General features: G+C 62.3%; 27 protein-coding genes and 2 pseudogenes. 10 read left to right on the forward strand and 19 right to left on the reverse strand.

All coding sequences use genetic code 11. The annotated features are described in order from the left end of the window. Positions 1–223: 223 nt before the first annotated feature. Together V7R84_RS07515 and V7R84_RS07520 are read left to right on the forward strand one after the other, a co-directional pair. Positions 224–379 (forward strand): hypothetical protein, encoded by a 156-nt coding sequence (locus V7R84_RS07515; RefSeq protein WP_338573679.1) that lies wholly within the window; start codon positions 224–226, stop codon positions 377–379. A 199-nt stretch (positions 380–578) separates the two neighbouring features. Next, positions 579–878, forward strand: a complete 300-nt coding sequence (locus tag V7R84_RS07520; protein WP_338573680.1) for a hypothetical protein — start codon at positions 579–581, stop codon at positions 876–878. Positions 879–912: 34 nt separating this feature from the next. On the opposite strand, the gene V7R84_RS07525 is transcribed toward V7R84_RS07520, so the two are convergent. After that, positions 913–2,919 carry an NAD(P)H-binding protein gene (locus V7R84_RS07525; RefSeq protein ID WP_338573681.1) on the reverse strand — a complete coding sequence of 669 codons (2,007 nt, stop codon included), beginning with the start codon at positions 2,917–2,919 and terminating at the stop codon, positions 913–915. A 37-nt stretch (positions 2,920–2,956) separates the two neighbouring features. On the opposite strand from V7R84_RS07525, the gene V7R84_RS07530 reads away from it, so the two are divergent. Beyond that, positions 2,957–3,208, forward strand: coding sequence for a hypothetical protein (locus V7R84_RS07530; RefSeq protein WP_338573684.1), 252 nt, complete (start codon positions 2,957–2,959; stop codon positions 3,206–3,208). 184 nt (positions 3,209–3,392) lie between these two features. Here the strand turns inward: V7R84_RS07530 and V7R84_RS07535 are convergent, their stop codons facing one another. The 7 genes and pseudogenes from V7R84_RS07535 to V7R84_RS15470 form a co-directional block, all read right to left on the reverse strand. Further along, positions 3,393–4,016, reverse strand: a complete 624-nt coding sequence (locus tag V7R84_RS07535) for a CoA pyrophosphatase (RefSeq protein ID WP_338573687.1) — start codon at positions 4,014–4,016, stop codon at positions 3,393–3,395. After that, positions 3,995–4,612 carry an endonuclease III gene (gene nth / locus V7R84_RS07540; RefSeq protein WP_338573689.1) on the reverse strand — a complete coding sequence of 206 codons (618 nt, stop codon included), beginning with the start codon at positions 4,610–4,612 and terminating at the stop codon, positions 3,995–3,997. Before nth ends, V7R84_RS07535 begins: the two co-directional genes overlap by 22 nt. Continuing rightward, a complete protein-coding gene (locus V7R84_RS07545) occupies positions 4,609–5,070 on the reverse strand; it encodes a RidA family protein (protein WP_338573691.1) in 462 nt (153 codons plus the stop codon). Before V7R84_RS07545 ends, nth begins: the two co-directional genes overlap by 4 nt. Next, a complete protein-coding gene (locus tag V7R84_RS07550) occupies positions 5,067–5,231 on the reverse strand; it encodes a DUF4177 domain-containing protein (protein ID WP_338573694.1) in 165 nt (54 codons plus the stop codon). Before V7R84_RS07550 ends, V7R84_RS07545 begins: the two co-directional genes overlap by 4 nt. 140 nt (positions 5,232–5,371) lie before the next feature. Then, positions 5,372–5,656 carry a WhiB family transcriptional regulator gene (locus V7R84_RS07555; RefSeq protein ID WP_338573697.1) on the reverse strand — a complete coding sequence of 95 codons (285 nt, stop codon included), beginning with the start codon at positions 5,654–5,656 and terminating at the stop codon, positions 5,372–5,374. 833 nt (positions 5,657–6,489) lie between these two features. Continuing rightward, the gene (locus V7R84_RS07560) at positions 6,490–7,917 is read right to left on the reverse strand and encodes an MFS transporter (RefSeq protein WP_338573699.1); all 1,428 of its coding nucleotides are present in this window, start codon (positions 7,915–7,917) and stop codon (positions 6,490–6,492) included. 49 nt (positions 7,918–7,966) lie between these two features. After that, positions 7,967–8,461: pseudogene (locus tag V7R84_RS15470) on the reverse strand (MFS transporter); the annotation flags it as partial. On the opposite strand from V7R84_RS15470, the gene V7R84_RS07565 reads away from it, so the two are divergent. Beyond that, positions 8,460–9,284 (forward strand): class I SAM-dependent methyltransferase, encoded by an 825-nt coding sequence (locus V7R84_RS07565; RefSeq protein ID WP_412728115.1) that lies wholly within the window; start codon positions 8,460–8,462, stop codon positions 9,282–9,284. The pseudogene V7R84_RS15470 and the gene V7R84_RS07565 overlap by 2 nt on opposite strands. Positions 9,285–9,758: 474 nt before the next feature. Here the strand turns inward: V7R84_RS07565 and V7R84_RS07570 are convergent, their stop codons facing one another. From V7R84_RS07570 to V7R84_RS07580, 3 genes are all read right to left on the reverse strand, one after another. After that, positions 9,759–10,013, reverse strand: coding sequence for a Txe/YoeB family addiction module toxin (locus V7R84_RS07570; RefSeq protein ID WP_338573704.1), 255 nt, complete (start codon positions 10,011–10,013; stop codon positions 9,759–9,761). Position 10,014: 1 nt separating this feature from the next. Continuing rightward, complete coding sequence (locus tag V7R84_RS07575) at positions 10,015–10,266, reverse strand: type II toxin-antitoxin system prevent-host-death family antitoxin (protein ID WP_338573707.1); 252 nt, start codon at positions 10,264–10,266, stop codon at positions 10,015–10,017. Positions 10,267–10,386: 120 nt separating this feature from the next. After that, complete coding sequence (locus tag V7R84_RS07580) at positions 10,387–10,971, reverse strand: TetR/AcrR family transcriptional regulator (protein WP_338573710.1); 585 nt, start codon at positions 10,969–10,971, stop codon at positions 10,387–10,389. 70 nt (positions 10,972–11,041) lie between these two features. Here V7R84_RS07580 and V7R84_RS07585 point away from each other — a divergent pair, with 70 nt between their 5' ends. After that, on the forward strand, positions 11,042–12,271 hold the full coding sequence (locus V7R84_RS07585) for an MFS transporter (protein WP_338573712.1): 1,230 nt from the start codon (positions 11,042–11,044) through the stop codon (positions 12,269–12,271). Positions 12,272–12,470: 199 nt separating this feature from the next. On the opposite strand, the gene V7R84_RS07590 is transcribed toward V7R84_RS07585, so the two are convergent. The 3 genes from V7R84_RS07590 to V7R84_RS07600 form a co-directional block, all read right to left on the reverse strand. Beyond that, positions 12,471–13,073 carry a histidine phosphatase family protein gene (locus V7R84_RS07590; RefSeq protein ID WP_338573714.1) on the reverse strand — a complete coding sequence of 201 codons (603 nt, stop codon included), beginning with the start codon at positions 13,071–13,073 and terminating at the stop codon, positions 12,471–12,473. Between the two features lie 337 nt (positions 13,074–13,410). After that, on the reverse strand, positions 13,411–13,710 hold the full coding sequence (locus V7R84_RS07595; RefSeq protein ID WP_338573717.1) for a PIN domain-containing protein: 300 nt from the start codon (positions 13,708–13,710) through the stop codon (positions 13,411–13,413). Positions 13,711–13,865: 155 nt separating this feature from the next. Then, positions 13,866–14,807, reverse strand: coding sequence for an aldo/keto reductase (locus tag V7R84_RS07600; protein WP_338573719.1), 942 nt, complete (start codon positions 14,805–14,807; stop codon positions 13,866–13,868). Positions 14,808–14,883: 76 nt separating this feature from the next. On the opposite strand from V7R84_RS07600, the pseudogene V7R84_RS07605 reads away from it, so the two are divergent. Beyond that, positions 14,884–15,804 (forward strand): annotated as a pseudogene (locus tag V7R84_RS07605) (LysR family transcriptional regulator); the annotation flags it as partial. Between the two features lie 199 nt (positions 15,805–16,003). Here the strand turns inward: V7R84_RS07605 and V7R84_RS07610 are convergent. From V7R84_RS07610 to V7R84_RS07625, 4 genes are all read right to left on the reverse strand, one after another. After that, positions 16,004–17,152: an ISAs1 family transposase gene (locus tag V7R84_RS07610; protein ID WP_338567917.1), complete on the reverse strand. Its 1,149-nt coding sequence runs from the start codon at positions 17,150–17,152 to the stop codon at positions 16,004–16,006. A 278-nt stretch (positions 17,153–17,430) separates the two neighbouring features. Next, entirely contained in the window at positions 17,431–17,838 is a 408-nt protein-coding gene (locus V7R84_RS07615) for a type II toxin-antitoxin system VapC family toxin (protein ID WP_338573722.1), read from the reverse strand. After that, the gene (locus V7R84_RS07620) at positions 17,835–18,116 is read right to left on the reverse strand and encodes a type II toxin-antitoxin system prevent-host-death family antitoxin (protein WP_338573723.1); all 282 of its coding nucleotides are present in this window, start codon (positions 18,114–18,116) and stop codon (positions 17,835–17,837) included. The genes V7R84_RS07615 and V7R84_RS07620 overlap by 4 nt, the downstream gene beginning before the upstream one ends. A gap of 147 nt (positions 18,117–18,263) precedes the next feature. Then, entirely contained in the window at positions 18,264–19,133 is an 870-nt protein-coding gene (locus tag V7R84_RS07625) for a DUF4839 domain-containing protein (protein ID WP_338573726.1), read from the reverse strand. A 779-nt stretch (positions 19,134–19,912) separates the two neighbouring features. Here V7R84_RS07625 and V7R84_RS07630 point away from each other — a divergent pair. The 4 genes from V7R84_RS07630 (at position 19,913) to V7R84_RS07645 (ending at position 22,155) form a co-directional block, all read left to right on the forward strand. Further along, positions 19,913–20,353: a transposase family protein gene (locus V7R84_RS07630; protein WP_338573728.1), complete on the forward strand. Its 441-nt coding sequence runs from the start codon at positions 19,913–19,915 to the stop codon at positions 20,351–20,353. 233 nt (positions 20,354–20,586) lie between these two features. After that, a complete protein-coding gene (locus V7R84_RS07635) occupies positions 20,587–20,712 on the forward strand; it encodes a hypothetical protein (protein WP_338573730.1) in 126 nt (41 codons plus the stop codon). A 17-nt stretch (positions 20,713–20,729) separates the two neighbouring features. Then, on the forward strand, positions 20,730–21,308 hold the full coding sequence (locus V7R84_RS07640; protein ID WP_338573732.1) for a hypothetical protein: 579 nt from the start codon (positions 20,730–20,732) through the stop codon (positions 21,306–21,308). A 313-nt stretch (positions 21,309–21,621) separates the two neighbouring features. Further along, complete coding sequence (locus V7R84_RS07645) at positions 21,622–22,155, forward strand: DUF4242 domain-containing protein (protein ID WP_338573734.1); 534 nt, start codon at positions 21,622–21,624, stop codon at positions 22,153–22,155. A 219-nt stretch (positions 22,156–22,374) separates the two neighbouring features. On the opposite strand, the gene V7R84_RS07650 is transcribed toward V7R84_RS07645, so the two are convergent. Next, positions 22,375–23,139, reverse strand: coding sequence for a hypothetical protein (locus V7R84_RS07650; RefSeq protein ID WP_338573736.1), 765 nt, complete (start codon positions 23,137–23,139; stop codon positions 22,375–22,377). Positions 23,140–23,173 lie beyond the last annotated feature (34 nt).

The raw sequence follows: 23,173 nt of genomic DNA on the forward strand, positions 1-23,173 counted from the left end.
ACCGGGAGGGCAGGGAAACAGGAAAGGTCTGCCTGTCAGGTGCGCGCTATCCGCCATGTCAGGTCCGTCACTAAGTACTGAGCTAACAACAAGGACGAGTAGCCGTCGCAATGTTTTACATAGACTTCACAAAGAACTTGGAGACGATGGAGGTCTGATGCCTGAAACGCTGCAAGCTCCCCAGCCGTTGCTAGTTATCACGAACCTGCAGTCCTGAGCCTTCATGCCGTCCGAGACATGTCACCCCGAGTTTGCGCAGTGGGCACACAAGTTCGGAGCACATCTGTACTTGGTACTTGGTGGGCCGCTCACGGAGATCATCGCCCTTGATGAGGCCACCGCGACCGTCGCCTTCGTCGCGCTCGACGCCCATGTGTGAAGTCGGGAGACGAGCTTCACCGTCAGACCGGACACCCTGGAGAAGACCGATGCTGCCGTATTCCAGATCATGGATGAGGCTGATGGCCGCCACGAGGCTCGGTCGCACCTCCGGTTTGCAGTCAACTTGGCGACAGACGAGAGAGAAACCCTGCCAACCGAGTCACCCCTTTCCTGGCAGGCGGATTGAGGGGCTGGCAGTGCTGCCGCGAAAAGGCCTCGGCACGTGGTGTCGTTTGCTCGCTCGTGGAGACGAAAGTGCGTTCGATGACACGGTGGCCACGCCTGTAGCCGAGGCGGGCGTGGCGCCACCCGCGTTCGTCGGCTCGCTGACGCTCGACTTTGCGGAGCCAGGCGGGTTGGTCGATCACCTTTTGCTTGTCCAAAACGGTGCTGATGGCGGCGAGCGCGAACGCGGCGGCGATGTGGGATGGTTGAGCGATCCTCAGCCGGTTGAAGTGATGGCGCGGATCGTGATGCGCTCACACAGAATCACCTGACACCGCAGCGCCCGCACCTGGCCTGACGCCGCATTCAACGGTGGCTGGAACGATTCTGCCCCAGGACGCAGCGCCCTGAGATCGCTATGCACTCTTGAATCGTCGACTCGTCATCCAGGCAACGGAGCATGTGACCAGCGACATCAGCCCTGGGGATTGGCCATCCCAACCAGCCGCTCTCGGCATCCCGAAGCTCTCGGACCTTGCCCGTGGCCCGCTTGTTGGTCAGACCTACCGGTCGGACAATCGTCCAATCCAGTCCCGACTCTTGGACCACATGTTCCTGGGCGGTGTGGTCGGCGAGGGCCGGGGCGAGCATACGGGTTGCCAGATGCCGCATGCCGGGGAGCAACATTCCTGCGGAAGCACCAGCGCCCAACGAGGACTGCACGACGATCCGGCGTAGACCTGTCTGCCCGGCAGCCTTGAGGACGGCCTGGGTGATGGCAGTTCGATCACGACTGCCGTCGTTACCGCCACCGACGGTGACAAAAACCGCCGTGGCATCCTTCAACGCGTGGCGCACGACCTCCGGGTCACAGGCATCGCCGGCAACAAGGCGCGCCCCGATAGGACCAGCACCGCGACGGGAAAGACACGTAACCTCGAAGCCCCGCTTCAGCGCCAACTCCGCAAGTTCCCTGCCCGTGCCGGACGAGCCGCCGATGACGCTGATCCGCCGTCGACCACCCTCGGGCTGGTGCGCGGCGAGGGTCTGAGGTTCCGCGCTGATCGGTTTGTTGACACGTCTCATCACGCCTGTCGCGATCCGGCGCAGGGGCGGGGTCCAGCGATCCCGGAACTGGATCCACGGCCCAATGGCGTCCCGATAAGGCATCCGGCCTGCATCAGGGCCGAAAAGCCGCCTCTCCAGATCACCGCCCTTCTGACCAACGAGACCAGCTACCGCCGAAAGAATTCGGAGCCCGACGTTACTGACGGATCGAACCGGATCCTCGTTGACGACGTTGTCCCTGAGATGACACGCATACTCACCGAGTGCCTTCAGGTCAGGAACTCGACCCTCGTCGTATTCGCGCAACGGCATCGAGCTACCAGAGGCCAGCGCATCAGCCAGCAGCATCGCGTCCTCCAGACCGGAATTGACGCCCTCACCTGTCGGCGGGATGACGGAATGGGCAGCATCACCAAGAAGGACGAGCCACCCGTCATGGGACACCCGGGGACAGCGCACAACGGCACCACCGAAGGGAACCCGCCCGAAGAAATCCACATAGGCGTCACGAGTGAGCAAGGGAAGGACGAGCGGGGCGTACTGCCGCAGGTGCCGACGCAGGGCGCTGATGTGGTCCTCCGTAGGCTCCCTCGACAAAAGCAGAGCCTCCGCTGGGTCGCCCTTGATAGCCGCGATCGCAATGCACCACACACCGTCCGGCAGCGTCGCAGTGTAGATACCTTTGCCCGTGAAAATGTGATGCCAATTCGGATCCAGCCCGGGAGCCACTGCACCAGGTGCCGAGAAGAGAACACGAAACTGGAGGCCCCAGTCACTCACCTCCGGGGCGAAATCAGCACACTGCTCAGCCATGCTCTGACGCGTCTTCGACCAGACCCCATCACATGCGATGACCAAACCGTTTCCCACCTCGACCGCACGGGGCCCTGCGAACTGCAGAGTTCGGGAGGCCAGATCGATGGCCTCCAGCCTGTGGCCGGTGCTGAGAGTGATTCGCCGGTCCTGTTCCACTGCAGCCAGAAGGATGCCCGTGAGCCGGGCTCGGGTGGTACCGACGATGGCGCCAGACCGCAACGACGCAAGCATCCGGCGCCCGGCACGGATCTTGAATCCCTCGACAAGTTCACCCTGCGCGCGCAACTCCTCAACCAGACGCGGATCGATACGCCGCAACGTCTCCTGACCACGCGGGTTCACCCCGATCGGGTAACTGTTCGCATCGGTCAGAGACATGGCATCCCGCGCCTCGTGGATTGTGACGCACCGGTCTTGGGCAGCCAGCAGCAACGCCGTGGCCAACCCGACCGGGCCGGCACCGATGATGTGAATATCCGGGTCGCCCATGGGCCATCCTTGCCTTCTTGGAATTCCTTCCCCCACTGTGGACGACATGCTACTCGGGGCGCCTGGTAGCTCTGGCGGAGCGGTTTTCAGGCCGCGGGACCCATCACCAGGAACGGGGATCACCGCCGCCATCATCAACTCCGGGATCGTCAAAGGCCTTCAGAGTCGCGACCTCACCATCACCTCGGTCGCACTGGGGTTGAGCGTTCTCCTCGACAGCTTCGACGTCACCCGTACCCCAGGTCGTTGGACGGTCGTGCTCAGCATCCCCCTCCCGCCGGCGCTCTGACCGCCACCCTCCCCACCCCGCCTCGCTGGGCTTGACCCCGATTTGCTGGCCTTGACCCTGTTTCGCTGGGCTTGTTCACGTTTGCCTGCACTGTGAGGCCAGCAAACATCGACAAGCCCAGCGAACCGTAGACAAGGCCAGCGAACCGTAGACAAGACCAGCGAAGCAACGGTGATGCAGTGGGTCAGTCCCTCAGGAAACGACCCGGCACCGGTACCTCCCGACCCTGGTCCCACGACCGCTCCCAGCCCGCGATCCGCAGGATAACGTCGAGGAGGTGGGCGGTCATACCCCAGATAAACAGCTCCCCGAGCTGGAATCCGGGGCCACGATAACCGCCGGGAACAGTGGCCGTGACGCGGTTCGCAGGGTCACTGAGTTGCGATATCCGCAACTGAAGCACGTTCGCGACTTCCCCGGGATCGACGGGCGCCAGCGGCTGCAGCTCAGACCACTGCGCGATGACGGGGGTGACCTCATAGCCGCTGACCGGCACCCAGGCCGTCGGAAGCTGGCCGAGGACGGTGACGAGCCCCGCATCCAGGCCGACCTCTTCGCGGGCTTCCCTCAGCGCCGTGGCGACGGGGGTTTCGCCGATGTCCGCGCCACCCCCGGGAAAGGAGATCTGTCCGGCGTGTGAGCGCAGTCCCCCGGCGCGTTCAGTGAACAGGACGGCTGGGTCGGGTTCGTCGCTGAGCAGGATCAGGACGGCGGCCCGGCGCGCGTCGCCGGGGGCACGACCGAACTGACCGAGCGGCCCGGTCACGCCGTCGCGCAGCGCCGCCGTCAGGCCTGAGAGCTGGGACACAGATCCTCCACGGGGCAGGCGGTGCAGGCAGGTGTGCGAGCGCGACAGCAGCGACGACCGTGCCAGATAATGCGGTGACAGAGCATCACCCACTCGCCGGGCGGGAACAGCGCCCCGACTGCGCGCTCCACGTCATCGGGTTTGACGGAGTGCACCCAGCCAAACCGGTTCGAAACGCGGATGACGTGGGTGTCGGGGGTGATCCCGGGGATACCGAAAGCGTCCCCGAGCACGACATTGGCGGTCTTGCGCCCCACTCCGGGCAATTTCACCAGCTCGTCAAGGCTGTCTGGCACCAGGCCGTCGTGGTCGGCAACGAGCGCGCGGGCCAGTCCGGTCAGCGATCTCGCCTTGGAGCGGTACAGCCCGAGGCTGCTGATGATGTCCGCGACGTCGTCCTGTTCCGCCTCCGCGAGGTGCTCCGCATCGGGATAGCGGGCAAAGAGCTCTGGGGTGACCTGGTTGACGCGGGCGTCGGTGGTCTGGGCGGACAGGACGACGGCGACAAGCAGCTCGAAGGGTGAACGGTGGTCCAGGTCGCAGCGAGCGTCAGGGTAGGCAGCTGCGAGCCTGGACCCGATCAGGGCCGCCGTCACCTGGCGGTGAGTTCGGCCACCAGCTCCACTTCGACGGGGGCGTCGATGGGCAGGACCGCCACCCCGACGGCACTGCGCACGTGTGGGGTGCCGAAGACCTCACCGAGCAGTTCGGAGGCACCATTGGCGACCTGCGGCTGGGCGGTGAAGTCGGTGGTGGAGGCGACGAACACCACGGCCTTGAGGATGCGGGCCACGTTGTCGAGGCCCCCGGCCTGGTCGGCAATGGCTGCCAGAGCATTGAGGGCCGCGACCTTCGCGGCCTCTGCGCCTTCGGCCAGGTCGACGGCGTCACCGAGGCGGCCCGTGGCGATGAGTTTCCCGTCGCGCAGGGGCAGCTGCCCGGAGACCCACACCTGAGTGCCCACCGTGAGGGCAGGGGTGTAGGCGGCGAGGGGCTTGGCGACGGGCGGCAGGGCCAGTCCGAGTTCGGTGAGTCGCTGGGTAGGAGTGCTCATCGCCCTTCCTCCAGCGGCCTCTTGAAATATCCGACCATCGTTTCGGGGGTCGGGCCGGGTGCGACGGTGACGAGTTCCCAGCCGTCGGACCCGAAATTGTTCAGGATCTGCTGCGACACATGGCTAAGGATAGGTGCGGTCAGGTACTCCCATTTGGTCATACCCCAAGCCTGCCACCAAATACTCCACCCGGGCCAGAACGACCACGACTCCCCGAGCACGCTCACGATGTTTCGCCGCTGCCCGCGCGCCGACGCTCGCAGGCCGACTCAACTGGCTTCACAGGAAACGCGGACAGCCGTCAGCTGGCCTCGTCGAGACGACCGTAAGTGGACAGCACTTCTCGCCAGGACGTGATGTCAGGCCGGGAGCGAAGCAGACGGCGGCGTTCACGTTCGGTCATGCCGCCCCAGACTCCCCATTGGACGCGATTGTCAAGCGCCTCGGCGAGACACTCCATGCGCACTGGACAGCTCATACAGATATTTCGGACCCGCCGCTGATCCTTGGATTCGGGGAACAAAACGTCCTCCATGTCACGGCATTTGGCCCGCAAAGTCCATTCGCTGATCTCACCCAGTGACATCCACACCCTCCCTCGCCCAGTTATTCCTTCGAAATTCAGCTATGACGCTAGCGCATCCCCCCAAAAAGCAAAAGCGCAGGATAACGACCACTTTCCCCTCGCCGATGCCCCCCGAGCCCCTGAAACCGGGGGTTTCCGCACTCCATACTCACCGAATGCCACCAGATTTTGCAAAACGCCGGCCAATCGGATGACAGAACACGACTCATCCTCCCTAACTTTCGTTATCTAACTACTTACGTTTAGCGCGAAAAATCCCCTTGTGACGACGAAACGCCACCACGAGGTCATCGAACGACGTTGGCTTGCCGCAGGTGACGTCAACCGGAGCCACAGGTGATCGAAACGGCCACGCTGGATCTGACGCCTTGAGCCATACCGAAACATCTCCACGATCAAGGACATCAGACATCCGATGAATGATCGGATCACGCCCACGTCTGATCCCACAATCCGTTCCCACCCGCACACGCAATCCAGCATCACCGAGATCCCGGATCACCGGGTTATTCGAATCCCAACCTCGGCGAATATACCAATGCGAACATTCCCACCCGTGAGATAACTAACTTTCGATAAACTTTGGCAATTCGCCAGCTCATGCATTACTCTTGTCGTGGCGGGGGAGGCATCCGTCAAATTGTAAACAAACTAACAATCACTGCGGTTACCAAACTTCTTCAGCAACAACCTCCCCCGCCGCCTCAGATCACTGATTCAATTATCAATGATTTCTTCGGGGCAATTTTTCAGCAATGCGCACCACGGTCAGCAACGACGGGACCGTCAACCGGATCGGGGGTTGATCCCCGACTCTTCAGCTCGACCGTCCTTCAGCGATCAGCGGGCCCCAGCACCATCAGCTTCTCCGGGTCCGGGAAAGACACGAACCCCACCTCGGCGTAGAGATCGTGTGCATCGGGGGTAATGAGCATGAGCCGCTTTAGCCGGAGTCGCCGGAACGTTTCCACTACGGTCCGGGACAGTGCGACCCCGAGCCCACGCCCACGCACCTCGCGCGCGACGTAGACGTCGCAGAGCCACCCGAAGGCAACACCATCGGTTACCACCCGCGCGTACCCAACCTGCGCGCCGTCTGGCCCGTACACGCCGAAGTTCACCGACGCCGCCGCGGCCCGCTCCACGAAATCGCGGGACCGTCCCAGCGCCCAGTACGCATCCGTCGACAACCAGCGGTGTACGCGTTCCAGATCGAGCCGACCGCGGTCCGTGTCCACCACGAAACCTCCCTGCAGCTCCACCCTGACGTCGGGGTCGGGCACCGCGATCACGGTCTCACCGGTCATGACAGCCTCCTCGCGCTCGACGACGGCTCGGCACGGAAACCCTGCGGGCGTTTCCAGCATGCCACCGCCCATCGCCTTCCCAGCGACGAATCGCCCCTGCCCCGTCAGGACGTGGAACGAGAGCTGGGCGCCCGTGGCCGTTCCCGCCACCGGGTCGGCCGCCTCGGCCGCGTTGACGATGGCGGTCACCACCGCGGTTCTGATGGCCCCGCCGAGCTGCTGGATGGTGTTGAACGCGGCGTTGCTGTCGGCCTGGAGGTCGTCGGGAAGGGAACGCAGGCCGTTGGTCATGGAGTTCGAGACGGACAACCCCTGGCAGATTGGGAAGAGCGCGTAGATCAACGCCAGCCGAACACCTGAGCCGTGAACACCGAGGACGGCGAAGAGCACGAAGGGCACCACCCCGATGGCGGAGCCGGTGAGGATGGGCCGCATGGGACCGAAGCGGTCCAGGATCCCGCCGCCGAACGGGGTGAGGAGCGCGCCGATGATGCACCCGGGCAGCAGTAGACAGCCCGCGGCGAAGGAGTCCATCGACTTGCCGACCTGGGCAAAGTACGGGATCAGGTATCCCAGCGCCAGCACGATGGCCTGAATGAGCACCACGTAGACGATGCTCAACGCATAGGTGCGGTCGGTGAAGATCCGCATCCGCAGCAGGGGATCGGTGGAGCGCCAGGAGAGCAGGACAAAACCGGCCATGAGCACCAGGGAGAGGACGAACAGCCCGAGCACCTCCGGGCTGGTCCATGCGCTGGTGGAGGCCGCGTTGGTGGCGAAGACGAGGGCGACGAACCCGGCCGCCATGAGCAGGAACTGGACGGGGGCGAAGGAGACCCGCCTGGTCTCCTGGGCCTGGCGGATCGTCAGGGCCCCGAGCACCAGGGCGATGGCCAGGAAGGGAACGAGCACCAGGAAGATCGAACGCCACCCGAGCGCGCCTGAGGAAACCACCGAGTGAGGGCCCCACGGCCGGGGCGATGGCGGTGATGAGCGTGGCGAGACCCATCATGGTTCCCATCCGTTCGTGGGGAACCTGTTGCAGCACGATGTTGAACATCAGCGGCAGCGCAATACCCGTCCCGATGCCCTGCAGGATGCGTCCGCCGATCAGGAGCACGAAGTGCGGGGCGGCCGCACTCATAATCGTCCCGGCCAGGAAGGTGAGCATGGCCGTGACGAAGAGCGTCCGGGCGCGGAACCTGCGGTTCAAGAACGAGGAGATCGGCATGATCGCGGAGAGCACCAGCAGATACCCGGTCGTGACCCACTGCACGGTCGCGGTGTTCACCCCGAACTCGTCCATGAGCGCCGGGAAGGCGACGTTCATCGCGGTCTCCACGGCCTCCCCGGCGAACGACATGATGCCCACCGCGACGATGGAGACGACGAGGCATGCGTCGAGGCGTCGTTCAAACCCTGACACGTTGTCGCCTCTCTTTTCACATCCCGGACATGACTGCGGCGCGAAATCCCGCCGGTCCACTATTGGCCCCATGGCTTCCGAGCAAACCCCAGGGACCACTCATCGATACACCCACGGCCACGGTGCGGCGGTCCTGGCCAGCCACTCCCGTCGCACCGCCCAGGACTCGGCGGGATACCTGCTCCCCCACCTGCGGCAGGGCATGAACCTGCTCGACGTCGGCTGCGGACCCGCCTCCGTCACCGCCGACCTGGCTGAGCTCGTCGCGCCCGGAAGGGTCGTGGGGCTCGACGCCTCGCCCGCCGTGCTCGATGTCGCCCGGGCTCTCCTGACAGAACGGGGCCTTCGAGACCGGGTGGAGTTGATGGCAGGCGACGTGTTCGCGCTGCCCTTCGACGACGACACCTTTGATGTCATCCACGCCCACCAGCTGCTCCAGCACCTGAACGATCCCGTGGCGGCGCTCGCCGAGATGCGTCGGGTGGTCCACCCCGGGGGGATCGTCGCTGCGCGTGACGCCGTGTACTCGGCGGATGCGTGGTTTCCCCAGCCCGCCGGCATGGATTCGTGGCTGGAGGTCTACATGGCCACGGCCCGGGCCAACGGCGGGGAACCTGACGCGGGCAGCAGACTGCTGGCATGGTCGCGGGCCGCGGGTTTCCGGGAGGTGACGACGTCGGCGTCGGCCTGGTGTTTCGCCACCGAGCAGGACCGTGAATGGTGGTCCGGCACCTGGGCGCAGCGGTGCCTGACCTCGTTCGGCCCGCGGGCGGTAGAACTCGGCCTGGCCACGACAAGAGACCTGGAGACGATGGCTGAGGCCTGGCGGCAGTGGGGCGCCAGCGAGGACGGCTGGTTCGTCGTCATCCATGGTGAAGTCCTGCTCCGCGCCTGAACCGGCATCAGGTCAGGGCCTTCATCGCGTTCCGGGATGGGCAGCTCGTCCACTCCCCCAATCTCCTGCGCGGCCTGCATGAGGGCCAAACCGATGTTGGGATGGGTCACGCCCTTGGTCAGGATGTCGCGAGCCTCGGACAACGATGGATGCCACCGCAGCCACCTCCCTCAAGCGATATCAAGCATGATGTCACATCGCCCGCAAGAGGCGCATCGAGAGCCCCTGCCACTGGATCATAAAGACCCCGGAACCAGGAGGGAACGTGTACACATCATCGAAACGTCCGCACAACGTGTCGAAAAATCACCAAAATTTCGACACGTCCCGCCGAGGGGCGTGAGGTCATTCTGGATCGCCTGGGCTCGTGGGAGAAGTTCCTGCACGAGCGACCACGGCGTGGACCCACTCGTGGTCATGGCGTTGGCCCATTATCAGTTCGAGGCCATCCACCCCGACCGCAAGATGCTGGACTCAGTAGTGGTAGCGAGCCTGAAGGATCACCAGGTCGTCTCCGTCGACGAGATACACGAGCCGATGCTCCTCTGTGATGCGCCGCGACCACGCCCCGGTTGCCCCATACCTGAGTTGTTCTGGTTTCCCGATCCCGCCGAAGGGGTCGCGGAGACAGGCGTCGATGAGAGTGTTGATCCGCTTGAGAATCCGGCGATCCGGGGTCTGCCAGTACGTGTAATCCTCCCAGGCCGAGGGATCCCACGCCAGGCGCACCTCAGTTCCCCCGAATGAGATCGTGTTCCTCGGTCCGCCCCTCCCGAGCCCTCTCGTAGGCGTCAAGCAGCCTGCGGGCATTGGCGGGGGAACGGAACAGGTAGGCCGTCTCCTGCCACGCAGCGTATTCATCGGCGGACACGAGAACGGCGTTCCCCTTGCGGGAAACGATCTCGACGGCAGTGCGATCGTCGTTGACCTGCTCGATGAGCGGGAACAACGTCCTGCGGGCCTCGCTGGCGCTGATGGACACGGACACACCTCCCCTAAAAGTGATGTGGAACAACGGTACCGGTCATTGCGCTTCGTTGCCGTTCTTCCTGCACGCCAACCAGGCTCTGGAGAAGGAATCACGGTTGCACAACCGGGGCGGTCACAGCCCGTCGATGGTGGTTTCGATCATGCGGAGGGCCTGTCGCTCGAAGGCGGGATCCGGGTTGACGAGCATGTGGATGGCGAGCCCGTCCACCAGCCCGTGCAGGAGTGTTGTTGCCTCTTCGACGTCGAGGTCCGGCGCGGCGAGCCCGGCCCGGTGAAGGTGGGCGACCATGTGACGGCAAGCGTCCCGGACCGTTGCATGGGCCACATCCAGGACCTCCTTGACGCGCTCGTCACCGGGGGCCTCGGCTATGAGCGCGACGTTGACCTCCATCTCGGCCCGCCGTTCGGCATCGAGGGGCAGAAGCTCCTTGATGACGGCGAGGACGAGCGCACGAGGATCCGGTTCGTCCAGATGCTCCTCGATCCGCCCCTGGGCGCGCCGCCCCACCAGCTCCGTTGCATGCACGAGCAGATCGGCCTTGCTGGGGAAGACATGCCTGAGCGAGCCGGTGGAGATCCCGGCCTCCGCCGCGACGGTGCGGATGGAAACCCCGCTGATGCCCTGGGCATGGATCACCCGCCAGGTCGCCTCTGCGATCTCCTCCCTGCGCCGGTCGTGATCAATGAGTTTGGGCATCCTCCATGGTAGCGCATTCGTGTTACCATAACTTTTACTAGCACGATCGTATTAACAACTTGGAGGGCTGATGTCTTCTCCCGACACCCCAGCACCGTCGCGGGAACGCCAGACGCTGAACGGCGCGATACTCGCCAGCGGCGTGGATCAAGCCATCCAGTTCGTTCTTCCCCTATTCGCCGGCGCGATACTTGGCCTGCCCCCGTGGCAGACCGGATTGCTGGTCGCAGCGAACGCGCTGGCGACGTTCGTGGTTCGCCCGTTCGCCGGTGTGGTCGTGGACCGCATGGATCGAGGCGTCATCGCCGGCGCAGGTGCGGGGGTGTTCGCGGCCGGGTGCGGACTCTACGCCTTGGCAACGGGCCTGCCGCTGGCGCTGATCGCCGCGATCGTGACCGGCGTGGCCGAGGCCCTCCTGTGGGTGGCGATCCGGGCGATCGTCGGCGAGCGCCTGCCCGAGGACTCGGGCGTGTTCGCGAAGCTGGTGGCCGCAGAAGAAACCGGGGGCTGGGTGATCATGGTGCCCGCGATCTTTCTGCTGTCCGCTGCCGGATACCAATGGATGTTCGCCGGCGTCGCCGCGTGCTGCCTCGCAGCCGCCCTGGAGCTTGTCAGCCTGCCACGGCGCGACGCACCAGACGACGCGCTCGCCGGCACGGAGTTGTCGGGCATGTCACTTCGGGGGCTCGGCGCCAGGCTGCGACCGATGCTCGCGGTCGTGGTGGCCACGATGACCGCGGAGACGACGATCAGTCTGCTGCTGATCCTGCACCTGCAGCGCGGATTCCATCTCGGGGCGGTGCAGGTCGCCTACGTGTTTCTGCCCGGAGCCGTCGCGATGAGCCTCCTCCCGCCCCATCTGCACCGCCTGGTCGTGCGATTCGGTCGCCGCAGGATACTGATGCTCGGTTCCGCGGCGAGCGCACTGTTCGCCGTCGTCCTTGCCTTTGCACCGAATCCGCCGTGGATCGCAGCGCTCTGGGCGCTCTCCGCAGTCACGTGGTCCTGCGTGATTCCGGTGGAACAGTCCGTGATCGCCGAGGCAGCGGGCAGCACGTATCTCGGTCGCGGGTTGGGCCTCTACGAGGCGGCGTGTCTTGCCGGGGCAACCATTGGTTCCCTCGCCGCCGGCTTCCTCTACGAATCGGGAAGCTGGCTACTGGCCTGCGCTACGTGTGCGGTGATCATCGCTTCCGGCGCTGTCTTGATCCCAGCCGCAGTGAAACGCCTCGGCGTCACCGACCACCCCGCGCCACCAGGCGATGACCTTTCCGATCCGACGCCGCTCACGAGGCGTTGAAGGCCGTGCGCTTCCCTTGCCAGCCGATCGCACGGAGGAGCCGACGCCAGACCACCCCATGAAAACGGTGTAGTGACTCACTGATTTCGAGCACACCTTCCTGCCCACGCTTCGCAGTGGAAACGCGCCACACCGTATCCGAAGCAGCAGATCGGCCCTGCCCGGGTCCAACGTCAGGGAAGCTGCCGATCCCGGCGGACTAACCGGGAAGGTTGTAGGCCGACAGGCGAACCCTCCGCTTGGAATGGCTGACCAGGGCGTAGCGGCAGTTCTGCAAGGTGCCGAGTTTCGTCGACAGCTCGTCGGGCAGGCCCAGCAGCCGGGCGATCCCGACCCGGATGGCCAGGCCATGGCTGACGATCATGACGGTCTGGTTCTTGTTGTCCTTGATGATCTCGAACAGCGCCTCGCACACACGATCGGCCACCTCAGCCGCGGTCTCGCCGGTATCCGAGCGTCGGAAGTCCTGTCCGCTGCGGCGAAACTCGACGAGTTGGGGGAACTCCTGTGACACCTCGTCGATGCTGCGTCCATGCCAGGAACCGCAGTGGATCTCCCGAAGCCTTTCGTCGGTGTGCACCTCGTGGCCGGTCAGCTTTGCGATCTCGTCGGCGGTCTGTGTGGCTCGCAGAAGATCGGACGCATAGATCGCGTCCGGTTCGAGAGCTGCCATCGATGCCGCGACCGCCCGGGCCTGTCCGAGGCCTACATCGTTGAGTGGCTCGTCCAGCTGCCCCTGGAACACCCCGAGCGCGTTCAGTCTGGTTTCGCCATGCCGGATCAGGATCAGTGTGGTGCTCACGATACCTCGATGCTTTCCTTCGGGGTCCTGGTCAAAGTCCAGCGCAACCGCTGGCAGGTCCTTCCACAGCCGTTCCCGGGAGTAGTGGATGAGATCGCCATGGCTGGCACCTCAAGCAACGATACCTTGCTGGCCGGCACATCCTGCGCACAGACTCCTGATCAAACTGATCTGACGGCCTCATACCCTGATCCTTGTGAAGAACGCTTTCCGCTTCTGCCTGGGGCTGTTGTTGATCGGTGGGCTCGCGTGGTTGTTCCTCCGCAGGTACCGCAGGACGCAGCAGGCTGGCTCTGTCCGTGCCGGCCGACCGTGAACGCTGCCCGATCACCGACCTTCACGTATGCGCTGTTCCGGGTGCGATCACCTGAAGCCCCACGGCCCGGGCCGCCTCGCCGAGCCTGTGGTCGTAGGTGAGAACCGCGGTGACATCGAGTCGCATCGCTGCTTCGAGATGCAACACATCGAGAGTCCGCAGGTATGGCATGGGCAACAGACCTGAGCCGCGGTAAACCGCCCGGTCAAGAGCGGCCAACTCAACCCCGTCGAGAATCCAAGTCACGACGCCCTGATCGATCCCCTCCCTGACAGCGATGCGACGCAGCTCGGTTTCGACCAGATCACAGGAAACCAGCACGTCCGCGGTCCTGCTCCATCTCGATCAACCACCTGCACTCCTGGCGGCTTGAAGCAACGACACACCACGACCGGAGCCGAATCCATCAATTGATCCGGCTCCGGCGGGCTTTTCCGGGGCACGTCGGCATCAGAAGACCACCGTGCGTCCTCGGCTCAGCTGTGGCGCTGGGATGGTCGAGTTGTGACAGGAACGGCGAAGGAGGCGCGGTCTCCTTCCCATGTGTTGTCAGGAACAGCAGCAACCAACGCTCTGAGGCTCTCCACAGTGAGCCGGGAGTGCATGATTGCTGCGTTCTCCTTCACGCGATCTGGCCTCCGCGTTCCTGGGATGGGGACGACGTCATCGCCCTGCGACAACAACCACGCAAGGGCAACCTGAGCCGTCGTCATGCCCCAGGACCTTGCAAGCCGAGTCAGAGCTTCGACCTGTTTCAGGTTTGCAGCGAGATGCTCACCATTAAATCTGGGGTCGTTCGCTCGAAAAGGACTGTCGGCGACGGTAGCGGCATCAAGCCAACCACCCAGTAGTCCACGACCCAGAGGGCTGTATGGCACGAGCCCAACTCCAAGCTCTCGGGCTGTGGGCACGATGCTGGCCTCCGGTTCACGCCACATGAGCGACCACTCCATCTGTACCGCCGCAATGGGATGAATGGCATGAGCGCGTCTCAGCTCATCAGGCGTGACCTCCGAAACTCCCAGATAACGAACTTTTCCCTGGGTAACCAGTTCAGCCATCGCTGCGACGGACTCTTCGATCGCCACTCGTGGGTCCACACGATGCAGGTAGTACAGATCGATGACGTCTGTTCCCAAGCGGCGCAAGGATGCCTCGCAGTAGGAAGCGATGCGACTGGGATGAGCGTCCAGTTGAACTCCATCTTCACGCCTGACGATGCCAAATTTCGTTGCGATGCAGAGATCGTCGCGCGCCACCGTGGTGGTGGACACAGCTTTACCAACAAGTTTTTCATTGTGGCCCTGCCCGTAGCTCATGGCCGTGTCGAGCATCGTGATACCGGAGTCGATGGCAGCATGGAGAGCGCTCAAGGACTCGCTGTCATCAGTAGGGCCGTACCCCTGAGAAAGACCCATGCAACCAAACCCCAAGGATGAGGTTTCCAAGTTTCCCAAGCGTCGAATGGTTGAATCTGCGGATTTGATGAATACCATGCTTGGACGATACCCACATACCCATCGATACGTCCAAGACAAATTAGACATACTTCCCATATCGTTTTACTATGGAGAGGTGGAATTGCGTTATCTGAGATCATTCGAGGCGATCGTGCGATGCGGCGGATTCACAAAGGCAGCAGCCGATCTCCACGTGGCCCAGCCAGTTGTTTCCACCCACATCAAACGGCTAGAACAGGCTCTGGGGGTGACTTTGCTGCACCGATCTCGATCAGTTTCTCTCAGTGCCGCCGGCGAGTCGTTCTTGCCTTACGTGCGCCGGGCCTTGGCAAATCTTGACGAAGGAGAACGACTCATACATTCATTCCGTTCCGTATCCACTGGACATATCAGACTCGCCGCTACACCACTCCTTGGTAATTTCAACCTCGTACGCATGATGAGCCGATTCCGAGTGAGATATCCGGGAGTGACGGTGTCACTGCGAACAGGACTCATTGCCGAGTTGCTGGAAGAACTTCGACAGGGCCGACTCGATGTCGCGATTGGGCCCGTGGAGAGAGAGCGGGAACGGGAAGGTTTCCACCGCACCGAGATTGCAAAAGAACACTTGGCCCTGATCACCCCCCTTTCAGGAGTTTCACATGTGACATCGCTGGCTGACGTGATGAACGAGCCATTTGTCTGCCTACCCTCAGGTAGTGGATTGCGACGCTTGCTAGACGAAGCATTCAGCATGGTTAATGCAACACCAAAGGTAGAGTTCGAGACGCATAGCCCAACCAGTATTCGCGAGATGGTTTCGGCAGGCTTGGGGTGTGCTTTGATTGCGCATTCAGCAGCCGAGGAAGACGGCCCAGCAGTCCAGGTTCATAATGTCCAAGGCCTTCCCGCACATCCCCCCATCGCCGCAGTTTCAGCATCGGATGCCGCGCCACCAGTTATCCGATTTATCAAAGAACTGAAAGCGTCTCTTCACAGCTCAGGGGATAGACCGGATCTGATTCCGCCAGCTTCCAGCAGTGATCGGGCGGTGTAGCGAATGTGACTGCGGAAGTCGAGGGCTGTGCCTCGGCGGTGTTCCAAGCGAGTTTGAGGGCGTCGGCGATGCGACTCACAGACAGGCGGTCGACCAGGGGGTCGGCAAAGTCGGTTTAGGTGGTTGTTTGGGTGAGTAGCTTGATGGCGCGTTTTGGTTGTCGTGATAGGGACCTGGTGGTTGAGGCGATGGCGGCTTGGACGCCGTAGGCCAGTCGGATGAGGCTGATGGCCAGGTTGCGCAGGGCGGCCATGATCTCGGGGCCGTTAGCGGTGCGCAGCTGGTGGTGGTCCTCGTCGAAGACCATGTCTCTGACCCAGTGGAGCCGGTTCTCGATTCCCCAGTGCCCTTGGATCCAGGCGGTGACGGTCTCGGGCTGGGCATCAGTCATGGGTAGAGAGCAGACCAGGTAGACCACCTCCACAGTCGTCGTCTTGGCGCTACCGCTGCTGTTCTTGCCTGTGTTCCTGCGATTCTTGGTGGTTCGGGTGCGCCGGACCTGGATCACCTGAGCCGCCCCGGGGAAGTCCACCCAGGCGGGAGCCTCGACCGCTTTGACGGTACGCCGCACCCGCCGCCCACGCGAAGTGTCAACGCTTGAGATTGACGGAACGTTCTTCCAGGGCAGCTTCTTGAGCGTCCTACGTACACCGGGCTGGTTGTTCTTGACAGTGAGAAGATAGTGACCACCCTGATCGTGGATCCAGTGAGCGGTGTCTACCTGGGTGTGCATGGCGTCGGCGGTGACCACCGCCCCGTCCAGGTCCAACGGTTCGAGAAGCTCCCTGAGCGCCGGGATCTCGTTGGTCTTGTCCGCCACCCGCGCCTGGGTCAGGACCGTGCCGGTGGCGTGATCCAGGGCTGAGAGGAGATGAGGCGCCGGGTCCTTGCTGGTACGGGCCCCACGCATGGTCTTGCCGTCCACCGCGATCACCCTTCGACCGGCGACGGTGCCGGTACGTGTACAGAACCAGGACCTCAAATGGGTGTTGAGGTCTGCGGGGTCCAGGTCCTGGAGCACCCTGCGGATGGTGGACTCCGACGGCAGGGCCTGGCCCGCCTCCAGGTCGGTGGCGGTCAGATCGGTGGTGTGCTCCCATATCGCCGTCAGGCTGCGACACCCGGCCATCACTCCGGTCACGGCCAGTGACAGCACCGTGAACAGGCTGTGGCGTACTCCCCGCCGATCACGCGGGTCGTCCACGTTCTTAAGAACCTCGACCAGGGGCTGGCGTGACAGAACGGTCGTGGTGGAAGATGACATCAGCGCGGGCTCCCAGGACGAAAGGGATGACTAGACACCACTCATCGTCCCTACGGGGCCCGCGCCCCACCTCAACGACACGCCACCCCTGTCAACGCTCAGCCGCCCTCACCCACCCACTTTGCCGACCCCCTGGGCGGTCGACCACGAGCATTTCCAGCGACCAGCGCAAGGCGTCCTTGGACGATGACGACCGCGGCTTCGCAACACTCACCGGCTGGCCTCGTCGGAGAATGTGATCGCGCGCCCCGCTGCTCCTTCGTCCCGTTCACCGACTTTCACACGTGCGCTGTTCCGGGTGCGATCACCTGAAGCCCCACGACCCGGGCCGCCTTACCGAGTCTGTGGTCGTAGGTGAGAACCGCGGCGGCATCGAGTCGCATCGCTGCTTCGAGGTGCAACGCATCGAGAGTCCGCAGGTATGGCATGGGCAGCAGAGCCGCGCCGCGGTAAACCGCCCGGTCAAGAGCGGCCAGCCCAACCCCGTCGAGAATCCGAGTCACGGCACCCTGATCGATGCCCTCCCTGACAGCGATGCGACGCAGCTCGGTTTCGACCAGATCACAGGAAACCAGCACGTCCGTGGTCTGGTCGAGCCACTCGACCAGAGCATTGCTCTCGGGTTGCTCGATCAGCAGGACACCGAGGGCAGACGTGTCGACGTACACGATCGCGCCCGGAGTCACAGGCTGTCCTCACGCAGCTCGTCGAGAATCTCCGAGAGCCTCCTCGCGTCGGTTCTCCGCGCGATTCCCAACTCCGCCCACCCTCCCCGACGCCGTGCCGGGCGGACGATTCGCAACGTGGGTGCAGGCTCGTCGAGCGGCACGATTCTCCCCACGGGCACCCCGCTGTTGGTCAGGATGAAGGACTGGCCTTCGCCCACCGCGCGAAGGACCCGCCCAGACTCATTGCGCAACTCACGCTGGGACAGGCTCCTGATCCGCGGCTCGGTGTCACTCATGACACACAAGCGTAGCGCTCGTGCTACAAGACGCTGTGGCGAATCTTGGTTCGCGCCCAGCACCAATCGTCGGCAACTCTGCCAAAGAGCGAACGCACAGGGTTTGGCGTGCAGGCCTTCCGTAATGTCACGCAACGGATTCCTGACTCACCGCACGCTTGTTTTCACCGGTCGGAGCTGGAACAGAGTCGTTTTGCTGTCGTACTTCCCCACTTCGGCTGTGAAGCGGAGATTGGTTCCAGAAGGAACACTGCCCGGCGATTTGTCGGCGGGAAAATGGAAGTCGTAGTAGTTGATGTCGAAGAACTGGAAGTTCGGTCCCAGCGCACTGTCCGGATCGTAATTCCCCGCGGACAGCAGGTAATCGAAGCGAGTTTTCGTTGATCCGTGCCGAGTAATAACCATGACGCATCCGTCGAATTCAATTATCCGCCCTTGGTACTTGCTGGCAAAAGCGGCAATCGAGGGATCACCCGGATCCTTGAGGCTCAGCAGAGCCGCCAGATCCGAGTTGTTCTCCGCAGTCAGGATTCCTGGCGTAGACGTCGCATCCGAGGCGGAGGGCTCTTCTTCAGGCGTGGGAGCAGTGGAAGATTGCGGACTCGAGGACGGGGTTGGTTGATCCGTCGGGGTCTCTGCCGCCTCGGGCGTTGCCGACTCTTTCGCCGGGAAAGTGTGGTAACGGATGACCACTGGGACATCCGGGGCGAATTTCTCATTCGCGGTGTAATCGGAATCACCGGCGATTGACACATCCTTCACCTCCTCATCACCAGCAAACAACCCAATGACAAGGTCTGCGACCGCCTCGGTCGTGACGTTGGTGAACCCGGCGTTCTCGAAACGAGTGACAACGTCCTGATATTTCTTGCCCTTGACCTCTGACGCCGAGAGCGGCGGGTCAACCCGCCCAGGAACATCACCTCCTCCACAGGCAGCGATCGGGAAAATGATGAGTAGAGTCACCACCATGGCGACCACCCGAGACAGTCCGGGGTACGGTGAACGAGTGAGCATGCGTGCATCCTCAGGATGTGTTGGGCGCGGAAAGCGGGCGTGCCACACCTTGGCAAACCATCATCAATGTAGCCACATCGTTGGCGCCTGAATATTCCATTTGGTTGATTAACCAAAACCCCTTTCTCACATCCTGCACGGAGCGCGATCGGACCCCACTTTTCAAGGGTTTTACATCCAGTTCGCAATCTCCAATTGCAGATCCGAGAAGCAGACCCTTCTCCATGGCCACACAGTCTCCAGAAGCACTCGTGAGGTAAGCCTCGGCAGATGAGTCACACCCACGTCGTCACCCAGCATTTTCTTCTCGATTTCGAGACAGTGAGGCTTATTCATAGGGGTGTTTTGGTTTCCCTAACTGACGCTTTATCCGAGGGGGACGTGAAGGCGGCTTGCCCGATCTGAGACAATTCAAAGTGTTCTACTACAAAGACTCTCAGATGAAAGACAAGCCGCTGCCATGAATACTACCACAAGCCTTGACCGCAACCAGATTCTCAACCTGTGTGAACTGATCCACACATCCCATTCCGGAAACCTATCCGGCAGCAGGATCCCGTGACCTGGGGTTGTTCCGCTGTATCCAGATCCATTTTGTTGACGCTCAGACACAACCTCACCCAAGAGTTACTGGCCGACATCCACACAGTTTCCCAAGCCACCATCTCGAGAGTGGTGGCGGTCTACACCCCCTTGATCGCCGACCTCCTTCAAGCATGGATACCTGAGCTGGAAGATCCTCGACCCAGACCGCCAGTACATCATCGACGGCACCCTTGATGTCCTGCTGGTCGTGGCGCGACCGTCCCGAGCTGTACTCAGGCACACACCACACCACGGGGGTGAACCTGCAAGTGGCCTGCACCCTAGCCGGACACCTCGCCTGGATCTCCCCACCCCTGCCGGGTAGTGTGCATGATGCGAAGGCCATCAAGGAATCCGGATTCCTTGAGGCACTTGATGCCACGACGCATAGTGGGGACAAGGGCTACATCGGTTTGGGGATGATCACCCCCGCGAAGAAACCCGCCCATGGTGAACTCACCAACACCGACAAGAGAAACAACACGACCATCAACCGCATCCGCTACCTCATCGAACGCGTCATCACGAACCTCAAAACCTGGCGTGTCCTCCACACCGATTACCGCCGCCCCTACAACACCTTCGAAACCACAATACAAGCCATCACCGGACTCATCTTCGCCTACACCCCATGAATAAGCCTCAGTGGCGTGACTGCAAGTTGGCCCAGAGTTGCGGACTCATCTCAAAGAAACGCCCCCATCGCACCGTCGCGTCAATCGCGATCTGACGTTTGCCGCGCGCAACCTCGCTGATTCAGCGCCCACGACAGGATGTCCCCCTGAAGCGACACAACGTCTGAATTCATGACACTTTAGATCTTAAAGTATCATCAGAGACGAAAGAGCGATACTTTAGGGAGGGATGAGTGGGACGGTGGGTCACGCGCTCCTGGCAGAGCACCTACGACGGCGGCCTGCGCCGTCGAGACCGTCGTTCTGGCGAGTACGTTGCCTACATCCCCGATCCCTCGTGGGTGCTGGTCTCGCGCTGACCCCTGAGACAGAAGGCTTGGCAGCTCAGGCGGAGACCCGCGCGCGAGCCGTGAACGCATCACCGGATTTGGTGCGCATCGGAAGGTTTCTCCTGCGCAGCGAGGCAATCGCGTCCTCCCGGATCGAGGGGATAGCACCATCGGCCCACAAAATTGCCCTGGCGGAGCTTGGGCAGCAGGAGGAGATCAAGGGGCTGAGCGAGCAAGCCCGCTCCGTCGCGCACAACATGACTCTCGTGCGCAGGGCCGTGGAAGAACTCTCGGACTCCCACCCCATGACACGCGAACACCTGGTGGCTCTTCACCGTAGCCTGCTACCAGATTCACCGGAACATCACGGCATCCGCGTGGTCCAGAACCGGTCGGGAGGTTCCTCGTACCATCCGCTGGATGCCGACTTCGTTCCCCCACCAGCCGACTCTCTCCCACCACTGATCGACAACCTCCTGGAATACCTCAACGGTGCAATCCACGGACGGGAAGCCGAACGGCAGTGCTGCACAGAGCACGCCTGGGACCGGACGCGATGCATGGATCGCGTTCTTCCTCAAAGCCGTCATGATCGCCTGCGATCAGGCGGAGCGGATTTCCGCTGAACTGGCCGATCTCCGGGAGCAGTGAAACGAGGACCTTCAGCACTGGACCAACCACAGGAACGCAAATCGCTCCCAGCGGAAAGATTTGACAGCGCTACGGATCCTGGAGGACCTGCCGGGCGCACCTGTCCTCACAATCACAACGGCTTCAAGAATCCATGGCATCTCGCGCACAGCCGCATCCCGGACACTCGCAACGCAGCCACTGCGCTACGCCACCATGCTGGACTCCACTCTCAGGAGGACTGGGCAGGGGAATAATCCTGACGCCCGCAAGGTTGATGACCTACATACCCTACGGAAAGGAGCTGCCATGTCACTCCAGCTCTTCGAGCTTGTCCCTGCAACACCGTCCCGCGAGGCCGCCGAGACCCTCATCGCTCAGGTCTCCCAAGCCGTCGAGGCCGTCGGCGCCTCTGTCCTGGAATCGCAGGTCACCGCCAGCCACGAGCGCATCTTCACCATCATCGAGCTCGGATCCGACGACGTCGCCGGCCTGACCACCGCCGTCCGGAACGCCGTTTCCGATGCCGAGGTCACCGGCCCTGACGAGGTCCGCCTCGTGGGCGCCGAGCTGGAGGACGTACGCGCGCTGGCCCGCAAAGCCGACTACCTCGTGGAGTGGGATATCCCCGAGGAGATCTCCATGGAGACCTACCTGGCGCGGAAGAAGGCCAACTCCCCCAAGTACGCCCAGGTCCCGGAGGTGAGTTTCCTTCGCACCTACGTGCGCGAGGACACGGTCAAGTGCCTGTGCTTCTACGACGCCCCCGATGAGGACGCCGTGGTGCGCGCCCGGGAGGCCGTCTCCACCCCGATCGACCGCCTGCACACCCTGGAAGGCTGAGGCGTCGAGGCGCAAAACGGTCGGCGTCAGACCCACTAACTGGTTGGGTCCGACGCCGGCCAACATCCCTGATGCGTCGTGTCAAGATGGCGGCAAAGAGTGCACCGGGCCGGCGAAGGCGAAAACGGAGCGCACGAGCAGAAGCGGGGAAGCGGGATACCACGAGGCTTATTCACAGAATCCCGAAGATGATTCCTGTGAATAAGCCTCCAAGTCTTTCTATTCATCATCTGGCGGCGAAACACTAAATAGGAAACCGCGAGAATCATCATAGCCGCTATCAAGCCTATGATACTTTGAGTCAGCGGATATAGCAATAAGCACCTGTCGGTTTTCGCCAACTACTTGCTCGCTAACCTCCACATCGAACCGCACTTCTTCACCTACAGCCACCGAATTCCATTTCTCTCCCGGAGAATCGCCACATCCAAGGCCATATTGATCCGCCCAAGTTGCATACCATCGCATTTCTTTACCGCGCGCAGTAGATGCTCTCCCATGAAAGCCGAGCGGGTGTCCAACATCTATTCGGTAACACGAAACACTGCCAACCGAATCTGGCCTCTCTCCAGAACGACCGAATGAATCTACGAGCGATTCAATTATGGGGTAATATCTGGCAGTATTTTCATTTGACATGCGGAACATCGAGACCTGATTCCGTAGCATACCGGAGACGCCCCGCACCAAGTCCTGTTCAAATTTCACAAGATCACGAGAGTGCGCCACAGAGTTCCGGAGCTTGCACATTAGAGACGGCAAAACTTTTGTCTGTTGCTCATCCTCAAAAACCGGTTCAAATTTTGACCAGTTATTTTGAGCCAGTGAGACGAGTTTGTGAAGTTCTAGATAGTCAAGAAGATCTTCAGACGCCTGAACGCCTTCTTTCTTATTACTCTCTGATTGGCGCACTTTTTCCAGTCTTTTCAACTGATCCGCATGGAACCCTTCTTGCCAGTTCGGGAATACGGCACGGATCGCCAATCACAGAGCGATTTCAACACCAGCCAGTGCGCTT

Origin of the sequence: Arachnia propionica, from assembly GCF_037055325.1 — a bacterium.
Taxonomy (GTDB): Bacteria; Actinomycetota; Actinomycetes; order Propionibacteriales; family Propionibacteriaceae; genus Arachnia.